We start from the raw sequence: 16,883 nt of genomic DNA, 5'->3' as shown, positions 1-16,883 counted from the left end.
AACATCGGTGTTCCGGAGACTCGGCGCGGCGGCGACGGCGGCGTTGTTGGCTATGACAGTGCTCGTCGAACCCGCACAGGCGGCTGTGCACAACGTCAAGGACTACGGCGCTGTCGGCAACGGCAGCGCGAATGACACGGCCGCGATCAACAGGGCGATCACCGCGGCGAACGCGGCCGGCGGCGGGACCGTGCAGTTCCCGTCCGGCACGTACAGGTCGCCCAACTCGATCCACCTCAAGAGCAACGTCACCATCCAGCTCGACTCGGGCGCCACGATCATGGGCGCGTCCGGCACCGGGTACGACCCGCCGGAGGACAACCCGTGGGACGAGTACCAGGACTACGGGCACAGCCACTTCCACAACGCGATGATCTGGGGTGACCGGCTCACCAACATCGCGTTCGTGGGCAGCGGCACCATCGACGGCGGTGGTGCGCTCATCACCGGCAACCCGGGCCGCGGCCAAGCGGACAAGATCATCTCGTTGACCCGCTGCGAGAACCTCACGGTCAGCGGCATCAAGCTCAGGCGTGGCGGGCACTTCGCGATGCTGATCAACGGCTGCAAGAACGTGGTCAGCGACCGGCTGACGATCGACACCGCGAGCGACCGCGACGGCTGGAACGTCATCAGCACCACCAACGTCACGATCACCAACGGCAACTTCGCAGGCAACGACGACGCGCTGGCGTTCAAGAGCGACTACGCGCTCGGGCAGAAGATCAGCAACGGCAACGTGAAGGTCTACGACACCAAGCTCAGCGCGGGCTGCTGCAACGCGTTGATGTTCGGCTCGGAGACGTGCGGTGACTTCACCGGCTACGACTTCCAGCGCATCGACATCAAGGGGTCCAACAAGTCCGGCCTCGGCATGGTGTCGATGGACGGCACGAACATCTCCGACGTGCACTACCGGGACATCACCATCAGCGGTGTGCGGTCGCCGATCATGATGAAGGTCGGCGCGCGCAAACGCTGCGGCAACAACCCCGGCGTCGGCTCGATCCGCAACATCACCTACGACAACATCACGATCAACGGCGCCTCGCCGTCGTTCAGCCCCACCATCCACGGTGACCAGGACGGCCGGATCAGCGACGTCACGTTCACCAACGTCAAGATCAACGTGCCCGGCGGCAACGGCACCATGTCCACGAGCCCGCCGAGCAACCAGCGCACCAACTACAACCCGAACAGCATCGGCACCCGGCCCGCGTACGGCTGGTACGTCCGCTACGCCGACCGCATCAAGTGGGTCGGGGGCAGCGGGGTCTCGTTCACCAGCAACGACGGCCGGCCCGCCGTGATCGCCGACAACTCGACGGACCTGACGTTCGACGGCTTCGGCTGGGAACGCGGCACGAGCAGTCCGACGGACTTCCTCTTCCGCAACACCAACGGGTTCTGCGTCCGCGGTAGTGGCTCGCCGCGGATCCAGAACACGGGTTCGACCGAGAAGTGCAGTGTGGGCAACGACTTCAACCTCACCGTCGACCCGGCTGCGCGAACGATCCAACCCGGTGAGACCGCGTCCTACGCGATCCGCACGACGTTCACCGGCTCACCCGGCCCGATCGCGCTCGACGCGGAGAACATCCCGGCCGGTGCGGTGGTCCAGTTCAACCCGGCCACGGTGAACCCCGGTGACACGGCCACGATGACCGTCGCGACCCTGCCGGACACCCCGGAAGGTGTCTCCGACATCACCGTGACGGGCACGGCGGGTTCGGTCACGAAGTCGGCGAAAGCGCGGCTGACCATCGGTGACGCACCGGACGAGCTGGAGCTGAGCGGGCTTTCCGTTGCCGACACCGGGAACGCGGGCGACTGGTCGTTGCAGACGAACCTGCGCACCGGCGTGGCCCAGTACGGCGACCGCGACTTCACGTTCAGCGCGGTGCCGGCCGAGGTCGCCGGCGCGCAGTGGATCCGCACCGCCAACGACTCGAAGTCGGCGACGCAGAACCCGTTGGCGCGCTTCACGATCAACCGCGACGCGGTGGTCTACGTCGCGGTCGACACACGGCTGGGCAAACGTCCGTGGATGGACGCGTTGTGGCTCGACAGCGGGCTGCAGCTGGTCAACACCGAAGGATCCCCGAAGACCTTCCGCCTGTACGCCAAGGGTTTCCCGGCAGGGCAGGTGCAACTGGGACCCAACGGGGGAGCCAGCAACTACACGGTGCTCGTCAGATAGCTTCCAACCGCACGATCACCGACTTGGAGGTCGGAGTGCCCGAGATGTCCGCCTTGGAGTCCAACGGCACCAAGGGGTTCGCCTCGGGGAAGTACGTGGCCACGCACCCGCGCGCGGTCGAGTACGACACGATCCGGAACGACTCGGCGCGGCGTTCGACAACGCCCGTCGGGTCGTCCTTCCACTCCGAGATGATGTTGACCATCTGGCCGTCCTTGAAGCCCAACGCCTTGATGTCGTCGGGGTTCACGAACACCACGCGCCGGCCGTCCTTCACGCCGCGGTAGCGGTCGTCCAGGCCGTAGATCGTGGTGTTGTACTGGTCGTGGCTGCGCAGGGTCTGCATCAGCAGCCGGCCCTCCGGCACCTCGATCACCGTCATCGGCGAGGCGGTGAAGTTCGCCTTGCCGGTCGTCGTCGCGAACTCCTGCGAGTCGCGCGGCGGGTGCGGCAGCACGAAACCGTCGGGCTGGCGCACGCGCGTGTTGTAGTCCGTGCACCCCGGCACCACCCGTGAGATGTGCTCGCGGATGACGTCGTAGTCCTTCTCGAACTCCTCCCACGCCACGGGGTGGGAGTTGCCGAGGACCTTGCGCGCCAACCGGCACACGATGGAGATCTCGGACAGCAGTTGGTCGGACGCGGGCTTCAACCGGCCGCGCGAGCGGTGCACGACCGACATCGAGTCCTCGACCGTCACGAACTGCTCGCCGGAGTGCTGCACGTCGCTCTCGGTGCGGCCCAGCGCGGGCAGGATCAGGGCCGTACGACCGTGGATCACGTGCGAGCGGTTGAGCTTCGTGGAGACGTGCACGGTCAACGAGCACTGCTCCAGCGCCTTCTCGGTCACCGGCGTGTCCGGGGTGGCGCTGACGAAGTTGCCGCCCATCGCGATGAACACCTTGCCGCGGCCGTGGCGCATGGCGTTGATCGCGTCGACGGTGTCGAAGCCGTGCTTGCGCGGCACCGGGATGCCGAACTCGGTCTCCAGCGCCAGCAGGAACTTCTCCGGCATCTTCTCGTAGATGCCCATCGTGCGGTCGCCCTGCACGTTGGAATGGCCGCGCACCGGGCAGAGGCCCGCGCCCGGCTTGCCGATCATGCCGCGCAGGAACATCACGTTCGTGACCTCGCGGATCGTCGGCACGCTGTGCTTGTGCTGCGTCAGACCCATTGCCCAGCAGGCGATGGTGCGCTGAGAGTCGACGAACATGCCCGCCACGCGGGTGATCTGTTCGCGGGTCAGGCCGGTCGCCGTGAGCACGCCGTCCCAGTCGAGGTCCCGCACGTGCGCGGCGTACTCCTCGAAACCGTGCGTCTTGGCGTTGATGAAATCCTTGTCGACCTTGTCCCACTGCAGCAGCAGGTGGCCGATCGCCTGGAACAGCGCCTGGTCGCCGCCGACGCGGATCTGCACGAACTCGTCGCACAGCGCGGTGCCGCGGCCGACGAGACCGGCGACGTTCTGCGGGTTCTTGAACCGCATCAGGCCCGCTTCCGGCAGCGGGTTGACCGCGATGATCTTCGCGCCGTTCTTCTTGGCGTCCTCCAGCGCGCTGAGCATGCGCGGGTGGTTCGTGCCGGGGTTCTGGCCGATGACCACGATCAGGTCGGCGAGCTCGAAGTCCTTGATCGACACTGAGCCCTTGCCGATGCCGATGGTCTGGTTGAGCGCGGCGCCCGAGGACTCGTGGCACATGTTCGAGCAGTCCGGCAGGTTGTTGGTGCCGAACGAGCGGACCAGCAGCTGGTAGAGGAACGCGGCCTCGTTGCTGGTGCGGCCCGAGGTGTAGAAGATCGCTTCATCGGGTGACGCGAGAGCGTTCAGCTCTTCCGCGACCAGCGTGAACGCGGCGTCCCAGCTGATCGGCGTGTAGTGCGTGGCGCCGGGCTTGAGGACCATCGGCTCGGTGAGGCGGCCCTGCTGGCCGAGCCAGTAGTCCGTCTTGGTCTGCAGGCTCTCGACGGAGTGCTCGGCGAAGAACTCCGGCCCGATCCGCCGCTTGGTCGCCTCCTCGGCGACGGCCTTGGCGCCGTTCTCGCAGAACTCCGCCATCTTGCGGTGACCCTGGGGCTCCGGCCACGCGCAACCGGGGCAGTCGAAACCTTCACGCTGGTTGAGCAGGCGCAACGTCTTGACGGTCCGGCCGACACCCATCTGCTCGACCGCGCGGTCGAGCGACACGAGCACACCGGGAATGCCCGCCGCCCATGTCTTGGGGGTGCAGACTTCGAGTTCGGACTCGTCGACGTCGTGCTGCGGGGGCTTGCTGCTCATAACCCCATTGTTCGCTGATCGACGTCGGCGCCGCCAGCGCCCCCGAAGAACGCGGCGGCGTCGCCGTCACGGGCCCCAAGGGGTTGAACGGTCCGTGACGGTCAATTGTGATCGCCGTCACTCTCGCCCGGCACCTCTGAAAGAGTGATCATTCGCAGTCGGTGTCCGGCATCGTCACGTCCGGCGCGAACCACTCCTCAGGCTTGCGCACGTCGTCCGTCGTCACGCCGGTCGGCATCGGCCGCTTCTCGATGAACATGGGGGCGAGGAAGCCCTCTTTCAGCGACTTGCAGGCCATCGAGTACCAGAAGCCGTCGCTCTTGGTGATCCAGAAGCCGTCCGCGGTGAGCTGGTAGTCGACGTCCGCGCGCTGCAGGGCGACGATCTCGTACTGGTCGAGCAGCGTCTTCTGGTCACCGGGGTCGAAGGCGTAGGCGAACCGGTAGCTCGTGTGCACCACCGGGCGGCCGTACTCGTCGCGGCCGGGCCACATCTTGCCGTCCACCTTGATCCCGTTCGGCAACAGCTTCGTGCCCTTCTTCAGCCGGGTGATCGCCGTGCCACCCGGCTCGTTCCGCCAGGGACCCTGCTGTGCGGGCGCCAACGGTGCCACGAACGGCTCCATGTCGTGGTCGGCGATCACGCGCGGGTCCAGGTGCCCGGTGATGAGCGCCTTGCGCACGGCCTCGTAGGACGCTGCGTACTCCGGGTTCTGGTCGGGCGCGACGATGCCCTTCTCGCCGTCGGCCCACTGGTCGGCGGGGGTGTTCTTGAACGGGGCATCGGTGTTGACGCCCGTGTACGGGGCTGCGGCGGTCGGCAGCGTGACCTCGGGCAAGGAGACCTTGTCGAACGTTCCGAAGCGGTACATCCCGAACAGCACCGCGCCGATGACGACCAGCGCGATCGCGGACACGATCTTGCCGCTGTGCGCGCGCATCCTGGCGCGTCTGCGTTGCTTGCGGATCTCCCGCTTCGCCCGTCTGTTCGCGGCACGGATCCAGGCCGCGTCCTTCAGGTCCGGATGGTCTTCCAGGTCGTACGACACGCGCCCCCCAAGTGGTTCAAAGTACGCGGAGACTACGTTTCGGGGGTCGTGCCGGTTGCCTCGGCCCGTTAGCAGGTATCTCGGTTCAAGTCGATAGTCACGCGTCCGTAGACTTGCGAGCTGTGACTGAACTCGACACCGCAACCCAGCGTCCTGACCTCCCCGCCGCGTGGACTCCGGCGGAGGTAGAGGCGGAGCTGTACGCGCGGTGGGTCGACCGGGGCTACTTCGAGGCGGACGTCAAGAGCGACAAGCCGCCGTTCACCATCGTGCTACCCCCGCCGAACGTCACCGGCAGCCTGCACATGGGCCACGCCATGAACCACAGCGTGATGGACGCGCTGTGCCGGCGCCGCCGCATGCAGGGCTACGAGGTCCTGTGGCTGCCCGGCATGGACCACGCCGGCATCGCGACCCAGAACGCCGTCGAGCGCGACCTGGCCAAGCAGGGCATGTCGCGGCACGACCTGGGGCGCGAGAAGTTCGTCGAGCGCGTCTGGGAGTGGAAAGAGGAGTACGGCGGCAAGATCCTCGACCAGATGAAGCGGCTCGGCGACGGCATCGACTGGTCGCGCGAGCGCTTCACCATGGACGAGGGGCTGTCGCGCGCCGTCCAGACGATCTTCAAGAAGATGTACGACGACGGCCTGATCTACCAGGCCGAGCGGATCATCAACTGGTGCCCGCGCTGCCAGACGGCGCTGTCCGACGTCGAGGTCGACCACAGCGAGGACGACGGCGAGCTCGTCTCGATCCGCTACGGCGAGGGTGAGAACTCGATCGTCGTCGCGACCACGCGCGCCGAGACGATGCTGGGTGACACCGCGGTCGCCGTCCACCCGGACGACGAGCGGTACCAGCACCTCATCGGCACCGAGGTCGAGCTGCCGCTGACCGGGCGCCGCATCCCGATCGTCGCGGACACGCACGTCGACCCGAAGTTCGGCACCGGCGCGGTCAAGGTCACGCCGGCGCACGACCCGAACGACTTCGAGATCGGCCAGCGCCACGGCCTGCCGAACCTGACGATCATGGACGAGCGTGCCGCGATCACCGCGCACGGCCCGTTCCTCGGCCTCGACCGGTTCGAGGCGCGTCCGGCGATCGTCGCCGCGTTGCGCGCGGAGGGCCGGATCGTCGCGGAGAAGCGGCCGTACGTCCACGCCGTCGGGCACTGCTCGCGGTGTGACACGGTCATCGAGCCGCGTCTGTCGCTGCAGTGGTGGGTCAAGGTCGAGAGCATCGCCGCGGCCGCGTCCGCCGCCGTTCGCGACGGCCGCACCACGATCCACCCGGCCGAGCTGAACAAGCGGTACTTCGACTGGACCGACAACCTGCACGACTGGTGCATCTCGCGCCAGCTGTGGTGGGGGCACCGGATCCCGGTCTGGTACGGCCCGAACGGCGAGGTCATCTGCGTCGGACCGGACGACGAGGCGCCCACCGGTGAGGGCTGGCGTCAGGACGAGGACGTCCTCGACACGTGGTTCTCCTCGGGTCTGTGGCCGTTCTCGACGCTGGGCTGGCCGGAGTCCACTGAGGACCTGAAGAAGTTCTATCCGACGTCCGTTCTCTCGACCGGCTACGACATCCTGTTCTTCTGGGTCGTCCGGATGATGATGTTCGGTCTGTACGCGATGGACGAGGTTCAGCCGTTCGACCACGTCTTCCTGCACGGCCTGATCCGGGACCAGTACGGCAAGAAGATGTCGAAGACCAAGGGCAACGGCATCGACCCGCTCGACTGGATGGAGCGCTACGGCGCGGACGCCACCCGGTTCACGTTGCTGCGCGGCACCAACCCCGGTTCGGACATGGCCGTCGCGGAGGAGTGGGCGGCCGGTTCGCGCAACTTCACCACGAAGCTGTGGAACGCCACCCGGTTCGCGCTCGCCAACGGTGCGACGGTCTCCCGTCCGCTGCCTGCGCGTGACGAGCTGACGGCGGCCGACCGCTGGATCCTCGACGAGCTCGACGCGTTGGTGTCCACTGTGGACACGAACTTCGAGGCGTTCCAGTTCTCCCGTGCCTGCGAGGCGCTTTACAGCTTCACCTGGGACGAGTTCTGCGACTGGTACCTGGAGATCGCGAAGGTCCAGATCGCGGACGGCCGCGTCGAGGCCACGCAGTCCGTTCTGGGCCACGTCCTCGACAAGCTGCTGCGCCTGCTGCACCCGGCGATCCCGTTCATCACCGAGACGCTGTGGACCTCGCTGACCGGCGGCGAGTCGCTCGTCGTCGCCGCGTGGCCGTCCGCCTCGGGTGCGGAGCGGGATCTCGATGCCGCCGCGCAGATCGAGGGTCTGAAGAAGCTGGCCACCGAGATCCGCCGGTTCCGCTCCGAGCAGGGCCTCAAGCCGGGGCAGAAGGTCGCGGGCAAGGTTCGCGGCGCTTGCTGTGTCGGCCTGACCGACCAGGTTCCGTCGGTGCGTTCGCTGACGCGGCTGACCGAGCCCGGTGACGAGTTCACCGTCTCGGCGACGCTCGAGGTCGGCCTGCCCAAGGGCGCGGTGAAGGTCGAGCTGGACCTGTCCGGTGCGATCGACGTCGTGGCCGAGCGCAAGCGCCTGGAGAAGGACCTCGCGGCGGCGCAGAAGGAACTGGCCCAGACGTCGGGCAAGCTCGGCAACGCGGGCTTCCTCGCCAAGGCACCGGCTGACGTCGTGGCCAAGATCGAGGAGCGCAAGGCCACGGCCGAGTCCGACATCACCCGCATCAACGAGCGCCTGGCCGCGCTGCCGGAGGCGTAAGCACAGTGGAAACCAACCTCGACGAGTTCTTCGACGTCGAGAACGAGCTCAACCAGCGGTGGCCCGAGACCAAGCTCGAGCCGTCGCTGGACCGGATCAAGGCGCTGGCGCACGTGCTGGGCGACCCGCAGACGAACTACCCCGTGGTTCAGCTGACGGGCACGAACGGCAAGACGTCGACGTCGCGCATGGTCGATGCGCTCTTCACGCGCATCGGTCTGCGCACCGGCCGGTACACCAGCCCGCACCTGCAGCTGGCGACCGAGCGGATCAGCCTCGACAACGAGCCGATCAGCCCGGACCGGTACGTCGAGGTCTACCGCGACATCGAGCCGTACGTCGCGATGGTCGACGCGCAGTCCGAGATCCGGATGAGCAAGTTCGAGGTGCTGACCGGCATGGCGTACGCGGCCTTCGCGGACGCCCCGGTCGACGTCGCCGTCGTCGAGGTCGGCATGGGCGGCACGTGGGACGCGACGTCCATCGTCGACACCCGCATCGCCGTCCTCACCCCGATCGGTGTCGACCACAGCGAGTACCTCGGCTCGCGTCCCGAGGACATCGCGGTCGAGAAGTCCGGGATCATCAAGCCGGGTTCGGTCGCGATCGTCGGCGAGCAGAGCGCCGAGGTCATGAAGGTGATCCTGAACCGCGTGGCGGAGGTCGACGCCACCATCGCGCGCTTCGGCAGCGAGTTCGGTGTCGTCTCGCGCGCGGTGGCCGTGGGCGGTCAGATGGTGACGCTGCAGGGCCTCGGCGGTGTCTACGAGGACATCTTCCTGCCGCTGCACGGCGAGCACCAGGCCGCCAACGCCGCGCTGGCCCTGGCGACCGTCGAGGCGTTCTTCGGTGCGGGCGCCGACCGGCAGTTGGACGTGGAGGCGATCCGCGAGGGCTTCGCCTCGGTCGTCACGCCGGGCCGGCTGGAGCGCGTCCGTTCCGCGCCCAACGTGTTCGTCGACGCGGCGCACAACCCGCACGGCGCTGCGGCGCTGGCTAAAGCTTTGGAGTCGGAGTTCGGCTTCCGCAAGCTGGTCGCCGTCGTCGCGGTCATGTCCGACAAGGACGCCGAGGGCATCCTCTCCGCGCTGGAACCGGTCGTGCAGGAGCTGGTGATCACCACCAACTCCTCGCCGCGCGCCATGGACCCGGACGTCCTGGCCGGCATCGCGGTCCCGATCTTCGGCGAGGACCGCTTCGAGGTGCGCCCGCGCCTGGACGACGCCATCGAGGAAGCGATCCACCTGACCGAGGACGAGCTGTCCGGCGGTGGCGTGATCGTGACCGGCTCGGTCGTCACCGCCGGCGAGGCCCGCGCCCTGTTCGGAAAGGAGCCGGCATGACCACCCCGGCCCCTCTGAAGAAGGACCCGCTGAAGGCGTTCCGCGGCATCATGGCGGGCACGCTGGTCCTCGAGGTCATCGTCGTCGCGCTGGCCCTGCCGGTGATCGCCAAGCTGCACGGCGGTGTCGGCACGCTCGTCGGCTGGGTGGCGTTCGGGTTCATCGCGGTGTTCATCGCGATGTGCGCGTTCGTCGGGCGTTCGTGGGCGATTCCCGCCGTTGTCGGCCTGCACGTCCTGTTGATCGCCACGTGGATCCTGCTGCCCGCGCTCGGCGTGATCGGCGTGATCTTCGGGCTGGTGTGGGTCTACATGCTGTGGCTGCGCAAGGACCTGCTCAAGCGCATGGCCGAGGGCAGGCTCCCCGCGCAGCAGCAGCAGACTTCGGCGGAGTGACTCAGGTCCGGTCGTAGGCCATGAGGGCGTCGGCGGCGAGCAGCACCCGTCGGTCCGCGTCCTCGTGGTCGGCCGTGAACGGCGTGGAGGCGCGCCCGCTCTTGCGCAGGTCGATGTTCCAGGCGGATCCGTGGCCGGGGATCTCGATGGTGTACTGGGCGTGTTCCATCGAGGAGAACTTCGGCATCTCGCTGCGCACGGCCTTGCGCCCGTTGATCTGGGTGACCGTGCCGAGCGGGTTCGGCTCCACGAACCAGTCGTACGCCCCATTCCCCGGTTCATAGGGCGACAGGTAAATGCTGAGGGTGTTGTTCAGACCTGTCGCCTTGTTGACCCCGATTTGGCAATAAAACTTGCTCGCGACCACTCGGATGACGTCTTTCGTGCCGAAGACTTTCTCAGCGACGTCATCGGTGATGGCCGCGCACCAGTAATAGGGACCCCACTGCAGACCCTTGCCGACGCCCGCCTCGTCGCCGTTGATCGGCAGCACCTCGGAGAAGGTGTGGGGCTCGGGCGCGGTCCACGCGACGCACTCCGGGTCGTCGGGCAGGACGTCGTCGCAGTTCTGCTGCGGCCCGGTGACCGGCGTAGGAGGCTTGATCTTGGCCTGCTCGGCCTTCGGTGCGGGTGAGGAGCACGAGGCGAGCAGCATTGCAGCGCTGACGAAAAGCGCCAAAGAACGGAACATGCCGCTGTTCGTACCCTCACTTGTCCCATGCGATGGTGACAGTTCGTCTGGTTCACCTGATCGTGCTTCGAAGCTAGGACGTGCTCCAAGCTGCAGAGGTATGCTCCAAGGCGCACGATTCTCCGGGGAGGGAACTGGGGTATGAGCGGGACCAAGGTCGATCTCGACACACTGCGCGCTGCCATCAAGGAGTACGAGGCCATCTACCTCGAACTTGACAAAGCCCATGACACGGGCGGAGCGCTGACCGCTGTTCAGCCCGCCGGGCTCGACATGCCGAGCAAGGTCTACAACAACTGGGCGGTCACCGCCGGGGCAGCGCACCAGAAGTCGAACGAGCAGCTGCGCAACACGTTGAAGACGCGGATCGAAAACCTGAAGGCCACGCTCACCCAGTACGAGGAGACCGAGCAGGGCAACAAGGACAACCTCAAGCCAAGGGACTGAGCAATTGCGCATCCGAAGCATCGTCGCCGGCACCGCCGCACTCATCCTGATGGCGGGCTGCAGCAATGGCGGCGGTACCACCGGTACGCCCACCAACGAGACCCAGCCGACCAGCACCAGTGCCGGCAACGGTGGCGGAGCACCCAAGGTTTCGAACCCGCTCACTCTGACGGCCGTTGAGGGCGCCCCTTGTTCCGCGGTCACGGCGGACCAGCTGACCACCTACGGTCTGCCTGGCGTGCAAGGTTCAGTGAACTCGGGCGCTCCTGGGCCGGCCTGCAAGTGGTCCGGCGCGCTCACTGCCGCGGAGACGTCCACCGGCATGGTGATCCTTCCCGCGGGAACGAGCCTCAACACCACCTACGCAAAAAAGTCCTCGTACGCGCTGTTCGAGGAGCTGCCCGCGATCCAGGGCTACCCCGCGGTCGCTGCTTCGGCCGCTGACATGCGCAAGGACGGGAGCTGCGACATCATCGTCGGCGCTTCCGATGACAGGGCGATCCTCTTCACCCTCCTCAGCGACGGGAAGAGCAAGTACTTCGCGGACCCGTGTGCTGGGGCCATCGAGTTCGCGAACCTCGCAATCACCACGATCAAGGCAGGTGCGAAATGACACGGCCCGCGCCCAGCTGCTTCTCGGAGGACAACACCCGCGCTGAGGGTTTCTCCGGGCACCAGATCTATGCCCAGATGCACGGTGGAGAAGGCACCGGGTCGGCGCAGCTCGCCGCCACCAAGGCCAAGGAGCTGGAGCGCAGCTACGCCATTGTCGAGGACAGGCTCAAGAAGGTCGGCGAGACGCTCGGTGAGGCGTGGACCGGTGCGAGCGCGGACGCCGCGCAGGCCGCTGCGAACCCGATCAAGCAGGCCATGATCCAGATGCAGGACGCGTTGCGGCAGGCGGACCACTCGATCTCGAACCAGGTCTACCAGTTCAACCACAACAAGTCCCAGCTCAAGAACATGCCGGAGAAGAAGCCGGAGACGGGCTTCTGGGACGACGTGTCGCCGTGGGACACCGACGCCGAGGACGCGGTCAACAAGTACAACTCCGAGGAATCGCACAACCGCAAGGTCTACAGCGAGTTCCAGAGCGCCAGCAACACCAACCGGAGTGAGCTCCCCAAGGAGTTCCCCGGTGTCATGGCCGACACGCTGAACGTCGAGGTCATCCAGAACAACGGTGGTGGTGGCGACAACACGACGAACACCAGCACCATCCGGAATCCGACCGGGACCGGATCGCCCAACTTCCCGAGCTCGACCGGCGGCCCGCAGGGAACGGGTAGCACCTGGACCCCGCCCGGCAGCATCACCGGCGGCAACGACAACACGACGTCCCAGGCTGTCGGCGGAGACGTCAACAGCCCGCTGAGGAACGAGCTGCCCGGCCCCAAGCCGCCCATCGGCAACGTGATCGACCGGCCGCCGAACGCGGGCATCCCGCCGATCGGCATCCCAGGCGGTCCTGGCTTGAGTGGTCCCGGCGGTGGCGCCGGCCGTGGCCCCGGTGGTCCCGGTGGTGGCGCCGGCGGCGGCAAGTTCGGCGGCGGTGGCGCCGGCAAGTTCGGTGGTGGCGGCGGCCTCGGTGGCATGGGCACCGGCTCCGGTACGTCGGGGACGCAGCCCGGTGGCAAGGCCGGTGTCTTCGGCGGCATGGGTGAGAGCGGCCCGAACGCCGGTGGCCGTGGTGGTGCCGCTGGTGCGGCCGGCCGTGGTGGTGCCGCGGGTATGGGCGGCATGGGTGGCCAGGGCGCCAAGGGCCAGGGTGAAGAGGACGGCGAGCACAAGATGGCCGACTACCTCGTCACCGAGGAGAACACGAACGAGATCATCGGTGACATGCCGATGGTCGCTCCGCCGACGATCGGGGGGTGAGCGTGCTGAAGTCGTCCATTCAGCTGTCCGACCTCGCGTTCGACGTGCTGTGGAAGCAGGAGCGGCTGGGTGACTACCACCCAGCGCTGCACGTCGACTCGCCCGGTCAGACCACCGACGAGCGCGCGGTCATCGAGCGCGACGTCATCGGTGAGCTGCGCCGGATCGGGCTCGACCACCCGGACGTGCGGGGCACGCTGCACCTGATCGCCAAGGCGGACCAGGACTACTCGGCGTGGATCGCGCTCACGCCGAGCGAGACCCGGCCCGTGGTGGTGGCGGCGAACTCCCAGCACGGCGTGCTCGCCGTGCACGACAACGGGTTCGTGAAGCTGCACCCGATCCGGCCGGAAGCCGCGCCGGAGGTGCTCGCGATGCAGCTGCCGGACGTCCCGGCCGGCCGTGGCGCGTCGATCAACGTCCACGAGACCGAGATCAACGTGCACCAGCCGGGCAAGGCGTCGCCGTCGATCTCGTTGCGGCAGCTGCTCGCCCAGCCCCGCAAGGGCACGGCGAAGCTGTACGCGGCCAAGCGCAACGGCGAGGGCCGTCAGCGGGCCAAGACGTTCCTCACCACGATCGACTTCGAGGACGGCCGCTGGCTCGTGGTCAAGTACACCGACCAGAACCACCAGACGTGGGTGCACGCCACGCCCGCGTCGCGGCAGATCATCACGGACTGGCTGAAGCGCCTCACGTGAGCGAACCAGCGGCGCCGTGACACCGCGGCGCCGCTGAAGTTCACTTCCGGTTTCACCGCTGGTCAGAACCGGCGACTAGAAACCGCGCATGACCTTCGACCGTCGCACGTTGTTCAAGGCAGGCGCATTCGGCACGGCCGCGGCGCTGGTGCCCTCGGGCATCGGCCTCGCCAAGACCGACCGTCCGATCCTCACCCACGGCGTGCAGTCCGGCGACGTCACCTGGGACGGCGGGATCGTCTGGACCCGCGCGGACCGGCCTTCCCGGATGTTCGTCGAGGTGTCCAACGACCCGAAGTTCCGCTTCTCCCGCCGCATCCGCGGTCCGTTGCTGACCCCGGAGACCGGTGGCACCGGGCAGGTGCGGGTGAACCACCTGCTGCCGGGCCGCCCGGCCTACTACCGCGTCACGGCCGAGGACCTGAGCGGCCGCACCTGCAGCGAGGCCCTCACCGGCAGCTTCAACACCGCCCCGATCGGCCGCGAAGACGTGCGGTTCGTGTGGTCCGGTGACGTCGCGGGCCAGGGCTGGGGCATCAACCCCGACATCGGCGGCATGCCGATCTTCAAGGCGATGGCCGACCGCCGCCCCGACTTCTTCATCCACAGCGGCGACAGCGTCTACTCCGACAACCCGATGAAGGAGTCGGTGACGCTGCCGGACGGCCGGATCTGGCGCAACCTCGTCACGCCGGAGAAGTCGAAGGTGGCCGAGACGCTCGACGAGTACCGCGGCCAGTTCGCCTACAACCTGCTCGACGAGAACGTGAAGCACTTCGCCTCGCAGGTCCCGACCTTTGCACAATGGGATGATCACGAGGTCGTCAACAACTGGTACCCCGGCGAGATCCTGGAACTCCCGCAGTACACCGAGAAGCGCGTGGACGTGTTGGCACAGCGCGCTTTCCAGGCGTTCCACGAGTGGATGCCGCTCGACCGGCAGCGCGCCGTCGACGGCCGCGTCTACCGGAAGTTCTCCTACGGCCGCAACGTCGAGATCTTCGTGCTCGACATGCGCACGTACAAGGACCGCAACACCTCGCCGAAGGACAAGCCGGGCGTGATTCTCGGTGCGGCGCAAGCGAAGTGGCTCGTCGACAGCCTCTCGCGCAGCACCGCCACGTGGAAGATCATCGCGGCGGACCTGCCGATCGGCCTGACCGTTCCGGACGGCGTGGACATCGAGGGCGTCGCGAACGGCCTGCCGGGCGCGCCCAACGGCCGTGAGCACGAGATCGCGTGGGTGTTGCGCGAGCTCAAGAAGCGCCGCGTCAAGAACACCGTGTGGCTCACCGCGGACGTCCACTACACCGCGGCGCACCACTACTCGCCGGACCGCGCGGCCGTCGGCGACTTCGACCCGTTCTGGGAGTTCGTGTCCGGCCCGCTGCACTCCGGCGCGTTCGGCCCGAACGTGCTCGACCCGACGTTCGGTCCCGAGGCCGTCTTCGTGCACGCCCCGCCCGCTGCCAACACCACGCCGCTGGACGGTTTCCAGCACTTCGGCGAGGTCAAGGCGGACCGGCACGAGCTCACGGTGTGGCTGCGTGATGCAACCGGGGCATCGCTCTGGTCCAAAACGCTCAAGGCGCGCTGAAGATCGCAATAGGGTCGGTGCGTGCCCATCTCGTTCGACACCACCGGCTTCCATCAGCAGGACCAGAGCAACTGGTCGAACCCCGCCAACGGCGACCGGATCAACCTGACCTACTTCAACCTGGTCCCGGACCTGCCGGCCGGGCTGGACGACCTGCCGAGACTGAGGCACGACCTCGCCGTGCTCCACGGCCAGGACGGATGCCTCATCGAGGCGCACGTCGTCCAGCTCGGCGGTGTGCCGGCGTTGCTGCGGATCATCAAGATGCCGCTGCCGAACCGTCCCGCGGGGCAGGCGTTCCTGTGCTCCTTCACGGTTCCGAAGGCGAACGGCAGCGCGGTGCTGCAGCTCGTCGCGGTGGAAGGCCCGGTGACGGGCATGCGCGAGGGAGTGCTCGCGCCCGAGGTCGGGTTCGAGCGGTGGGTCCTGCAGCACCCGTACGCGCCGCAGCTCCAGGGCCGGTTGCCGTTCCACGCCGGTGACGACCCGCGGTTCGACACCCGTTTCCCGGAGCACCCGCTCTCTCGCGCACGGGCATGGGCACATCACGTCGTGCGCACCGCACGGCTGGACCCGCAGTTCGCCGCGCAGCCGCCATTTCAGCCGAATGGTCAGGCCGCCGCTCCGCCGCCGACCGTCACCGCCCAGCCTCAGCCGACCGTCCAGGCACCCGCGCCGACGGCGCANACGGCTGGACCCGCAGTTCGCCGCGCAGCCGCCATTTCAGCCGAATGGTCAGGCCGCCGCTCCGCCGCCGACCGTCACCGCCCAGCCTCAGCCGACCGTCCAGGCACCCGCGCCGACGGCGCAGCCTGCCCAGCCTCAGCCGTCCGCCCCAGCGTCGCCTGCCCAGCCTCAGCCGTCCGCCCCAGCGTCGCCTGCCCAGCCTCAGCCGCCTGCCCAGCCCACGCCGCCGCTTCAAGCTCCACCCCAGGACCTCCCGCCCGAGGTCGCCGCCATCTTCAACGCCCAGCTCACCACCGCGGAGTGCGGCGTCCCGGTCGCGGGCCACATCGTCCTGCAGATCGGCGAACGCACGACGTACTGGAAGCTGACCGACGGCCACCTGCAAAGCCGGCTGGCCAGGGGCACCCTGTCCCGCTCCCCGCTCAGCCAGGGCCGGTTCCGCGACGTCATCATGATCGACGAACGGACCGGCCAGGCGCTGATGATGGACCGGTTCATGACGGACGGGGCATCGCTCGGCGTCCAGACCCAGCTCCAACCGGTCACCAGGGAAGAAGCCCACGCCGCGGTCACCCACGAGGCGCTCAAGGAGGCCTACCGCTGGGTCGGCCGGATGATCGAGGTGGCGGACGGCCGCCGCGAGTACCTCACCCTCGAACCCGTCGTGAACCAGGGCGAACGGGTCGAACCGTTCGCGATGATGGCCCTGCAGAACCACAACGACGAGGACATCGTCGTCGTGTCGTGCTCCCCGGCCCCGTCGGAGAACACGCCGTTCAAGGGCAGCCCGGGCATGAACGCGCCGGTCTCGCGGGAGACGGTCCAGGGCATCGGCGAACTGGCGATGGCGGCGATGCTGGAGTGGGGC

The 16,883-nt window shown here is 67.7% G+C and carries 12 protein-coding genes; 9 read left to right on the top strand and 3 right to left on the bottom strand.

Annotated features, from left to right (window positions below; translation table 11 throughout):
- Nucleotides 1-7: 7 nt before the first annotated feature.
- Nucleotides 8-2,200 carry a glycosyl hydrolase family 28 protein gene (locus LFM09_RS41530; protein ID WP_414102138.1) on the top strand — a complete coding sequence of 731 codons (2,193 nt, stop codon included), beginning with the start codon at nt 8-10 and terminating at the stop codon, nt 2,198-2,200.
- On the opposite strand, the gene LFM09_RS41525 is transcribed toward LFM09_RS41530, so the two are convergent.
- Both LFM09_RS41525 and LFM09_RS41520 read right to left on the bottom strand, forming a co-directional pair.
- The gene (locus tag LFM09_RS41525; RefSeq protein WP_414102137.1) at nt 2,193-4,478 is read right to left on the bottom strand and encodes an FdhF/YdeP family oxidoreductase; all 2,286 of its coding nucleotides are present in this window, start codon (nt 4,476-4,478) and stop codon (nt 2,193-2,195) included. The genes LFM09_RS41530 and LFM09_RS41525 overlap by 8 nt on opposite strands.
- 148 nt (nt 4,479-4,626) lie before the next feature.
- Nucleotides 4,627-5,526 carry a hypothetical protein gene (locus LFM09_RS41520; RefSeq protein ID WP_414102136.1) on the bottom strand — a complete coding sequence of 300 codons (900 nt, stop codon included), beginning with the start codon at nt 5,524-5,526 and terminating at the stop codon, nt 4,627-4,629.
- A 122-nt stretch (nt 5,527-5,648) separates the two neighbouring features.
- Between LFM09_RS41520 and LFM09_RS41515 the strand changes: the two genes are divergently transcribed.
- From LFM09_RS41515 to LFM09_RS41505, 3 genes are read left to right on the top strand one after another with little or no spacing between them, the layout of a single operon-like run.
- Nucleotides 5,649-8,276, top strand: a complete 2,628-nt coding sequence (locus tag LFM09_RS41515) for a valine--tRNA ligase (RefSeq protein ID WP_414102135.1) — start codon at nt 5,649-5,651, stop codon at nt 8,274-8,276.
- Nucleotides 8,277-8,281: 5 nt separating this feature from the next.
- A complete protein-coding gene (folC, locus tag LFM09_RS41510) occupies nt 8,282-9,619 on the top strand; it encodes a bifunctional tetrahydrofolate synthase/dihydrofolate synthase (protein WP_414102134.1) in 1,338 nt (445 codons plus the stop codon).
- Nucleotides 9,616-10,014 (top strand): DUF4233 domain-containing protein, encoded by a 399-nt coding sequence (locus LFM09_RS41505; protein ID WP_414102133.1) that lies wholly within the window; start codon nt 9,616-9,618, stop codon nt 10,012-10,014. The genes folC and LFM09_RS41505 overlap by 4 nt, the downstream gene beginning before the upstream one ends.
- 1 nt (nt 10,015) lies before the next feature.
- Here the strand turns inward: LFM09_RS41505 and LFM09_RS41500 are convergent, their stop codons facing one another.
- Entirely contained in the window at nt 10,016-10,705 is a 690-nt protein-coding gene (locus LFM09_RS41500; protein ID WP_414102132.1) for a hypothetical protein, read from the bottom strand.
- 141 nt (nt 10,706-10,846) lie between these two features.
- Here LFM09_RS41500 and LFM09_RS41495 point away from each other — a divergent pair, with 141 nt between their 5' ends.
- From LFM09_RS41495 to LFM09_RS41475, 5 genes are all read left to right on the top strand, one after another.
- On the top strand, nt 10,847-11,152 hold the full coding sequence (locus tag LFM09_RS41495; protein ID WP_414102131.1) for a PE domain-containing protein: 306 nt from the start codon (nt 10,847-10,849) through the stop codon (nt 11,150-11,152).
- A 4-nt stretch (nt 11,153-11,156) separates the two neighbouring features.
- Complete coding sequence (locus LFM09_RS41490; protein WP_414102130.1) at nt 11,157-11,765, top strand: DUF3558 domain-containing protein; 609 nt, start codon at nt 11,157-11,159, stop codon at nt 11,763-11,765.
- A complete protein-coding gene (locus tag LFM09_RS41485) occupies nt 11,762-13,030 on the top strand; it encodes a hypothetical protein (protein WP_414102129.1) in 1,269 nt (422 codons plus the stop codon). The genes LFM09_RS41490 and LFM09_RS41485 overlap by 4 nt, the downstream gene beginning before the upstream one ends.
- The gene (locus tag LFM09_RS41480; RefSeq protein WP_414102128.1) at nt 13,027-13,731 is read left to right on the top strand and encodes an ESX secretion-associated protein EspG; all 705 of its coding nucleotides are present in this window, start codon (nt 13,027-13,029) and stop codon (nt 13,729-13,731) included. The genes LFM09_RS41485 and LFM09_RS41480 overlap by 4 nt, the downstream gene beginning before the upstream one ends.
- Before the next feature lie 88 nt (nt 13,732-13,819).
- Entirely contained in the window at nt 13,820-15,328 is a 1,509-nt protein-coding gene (locus tag LFM09_RS41475; protein WP_414102127.1) for an alkaline phosphatase D family protein, read from the top strand.
- Nucleotides 15,329-16,883 lie beyond the last annotated feature (1,555 nt).

Origin of the sequence: Lentzea alba, from assembly GCF_047445655.1 — a bacterium.
Taxonomy (GTDB): domain Bacteria; phylum Actinomycetota; class Actinomycetes; order Mycobacteriales; family Pseudonocardiaceae; genus Lentzea; species Lentzea alba_A.
This window is presented reverse-complemented; position numbering and strand designations above follow the sequence as displayed.

Excerpts from the sequence above, each read along its gene's own strand:
- LFM09_RS41500 (WP_414102132.1), bottom strand. The coding sequence starts at position 10,705 with ATGTTCCGTTCTTTGGCGCTTTTCGTCAGCGCTGCAATGCTGCTCGCC.
- LFM09_RS41525 (WP_414102137.1), bottom strand. The coding sequence starts at position 4,478 with ATGAGCAGCAAGCCCCCGCAGCACGACGTCGACGAGTCCGAACTCGAA.
- LFM09_RS41505 (WP_414102133.1), top strand. The coding sequence starts at position 9,616 with ATGACCACCCCGGCCCCTCTGAAGAAGGACCCGCTGAAGGCGTTCCGC.
- LFM09_RS41485 (WP_414102129.1), top strand. The coding sequence starts at position 11,762 with ATGACACGGCCCGCGCCCAGCTGCTTCTCGGAGGACAACACCCGCGCT.
- LFM09_RS41475 (WP_414102127.1), top strand. The coding sequence starts at position 13,820 with ATGACCTTCGACCGTCGCACGTTGTTCAAGGCAGGCGCATTCGGCACG.
- LFM09_RS41495 (WP_414102131.1), top strand. The coding sequence starts at position 10,847 with ATGAGCGGGACCAAGGTCGATCTCGACACACTGCGCGCTGCCATCAAG.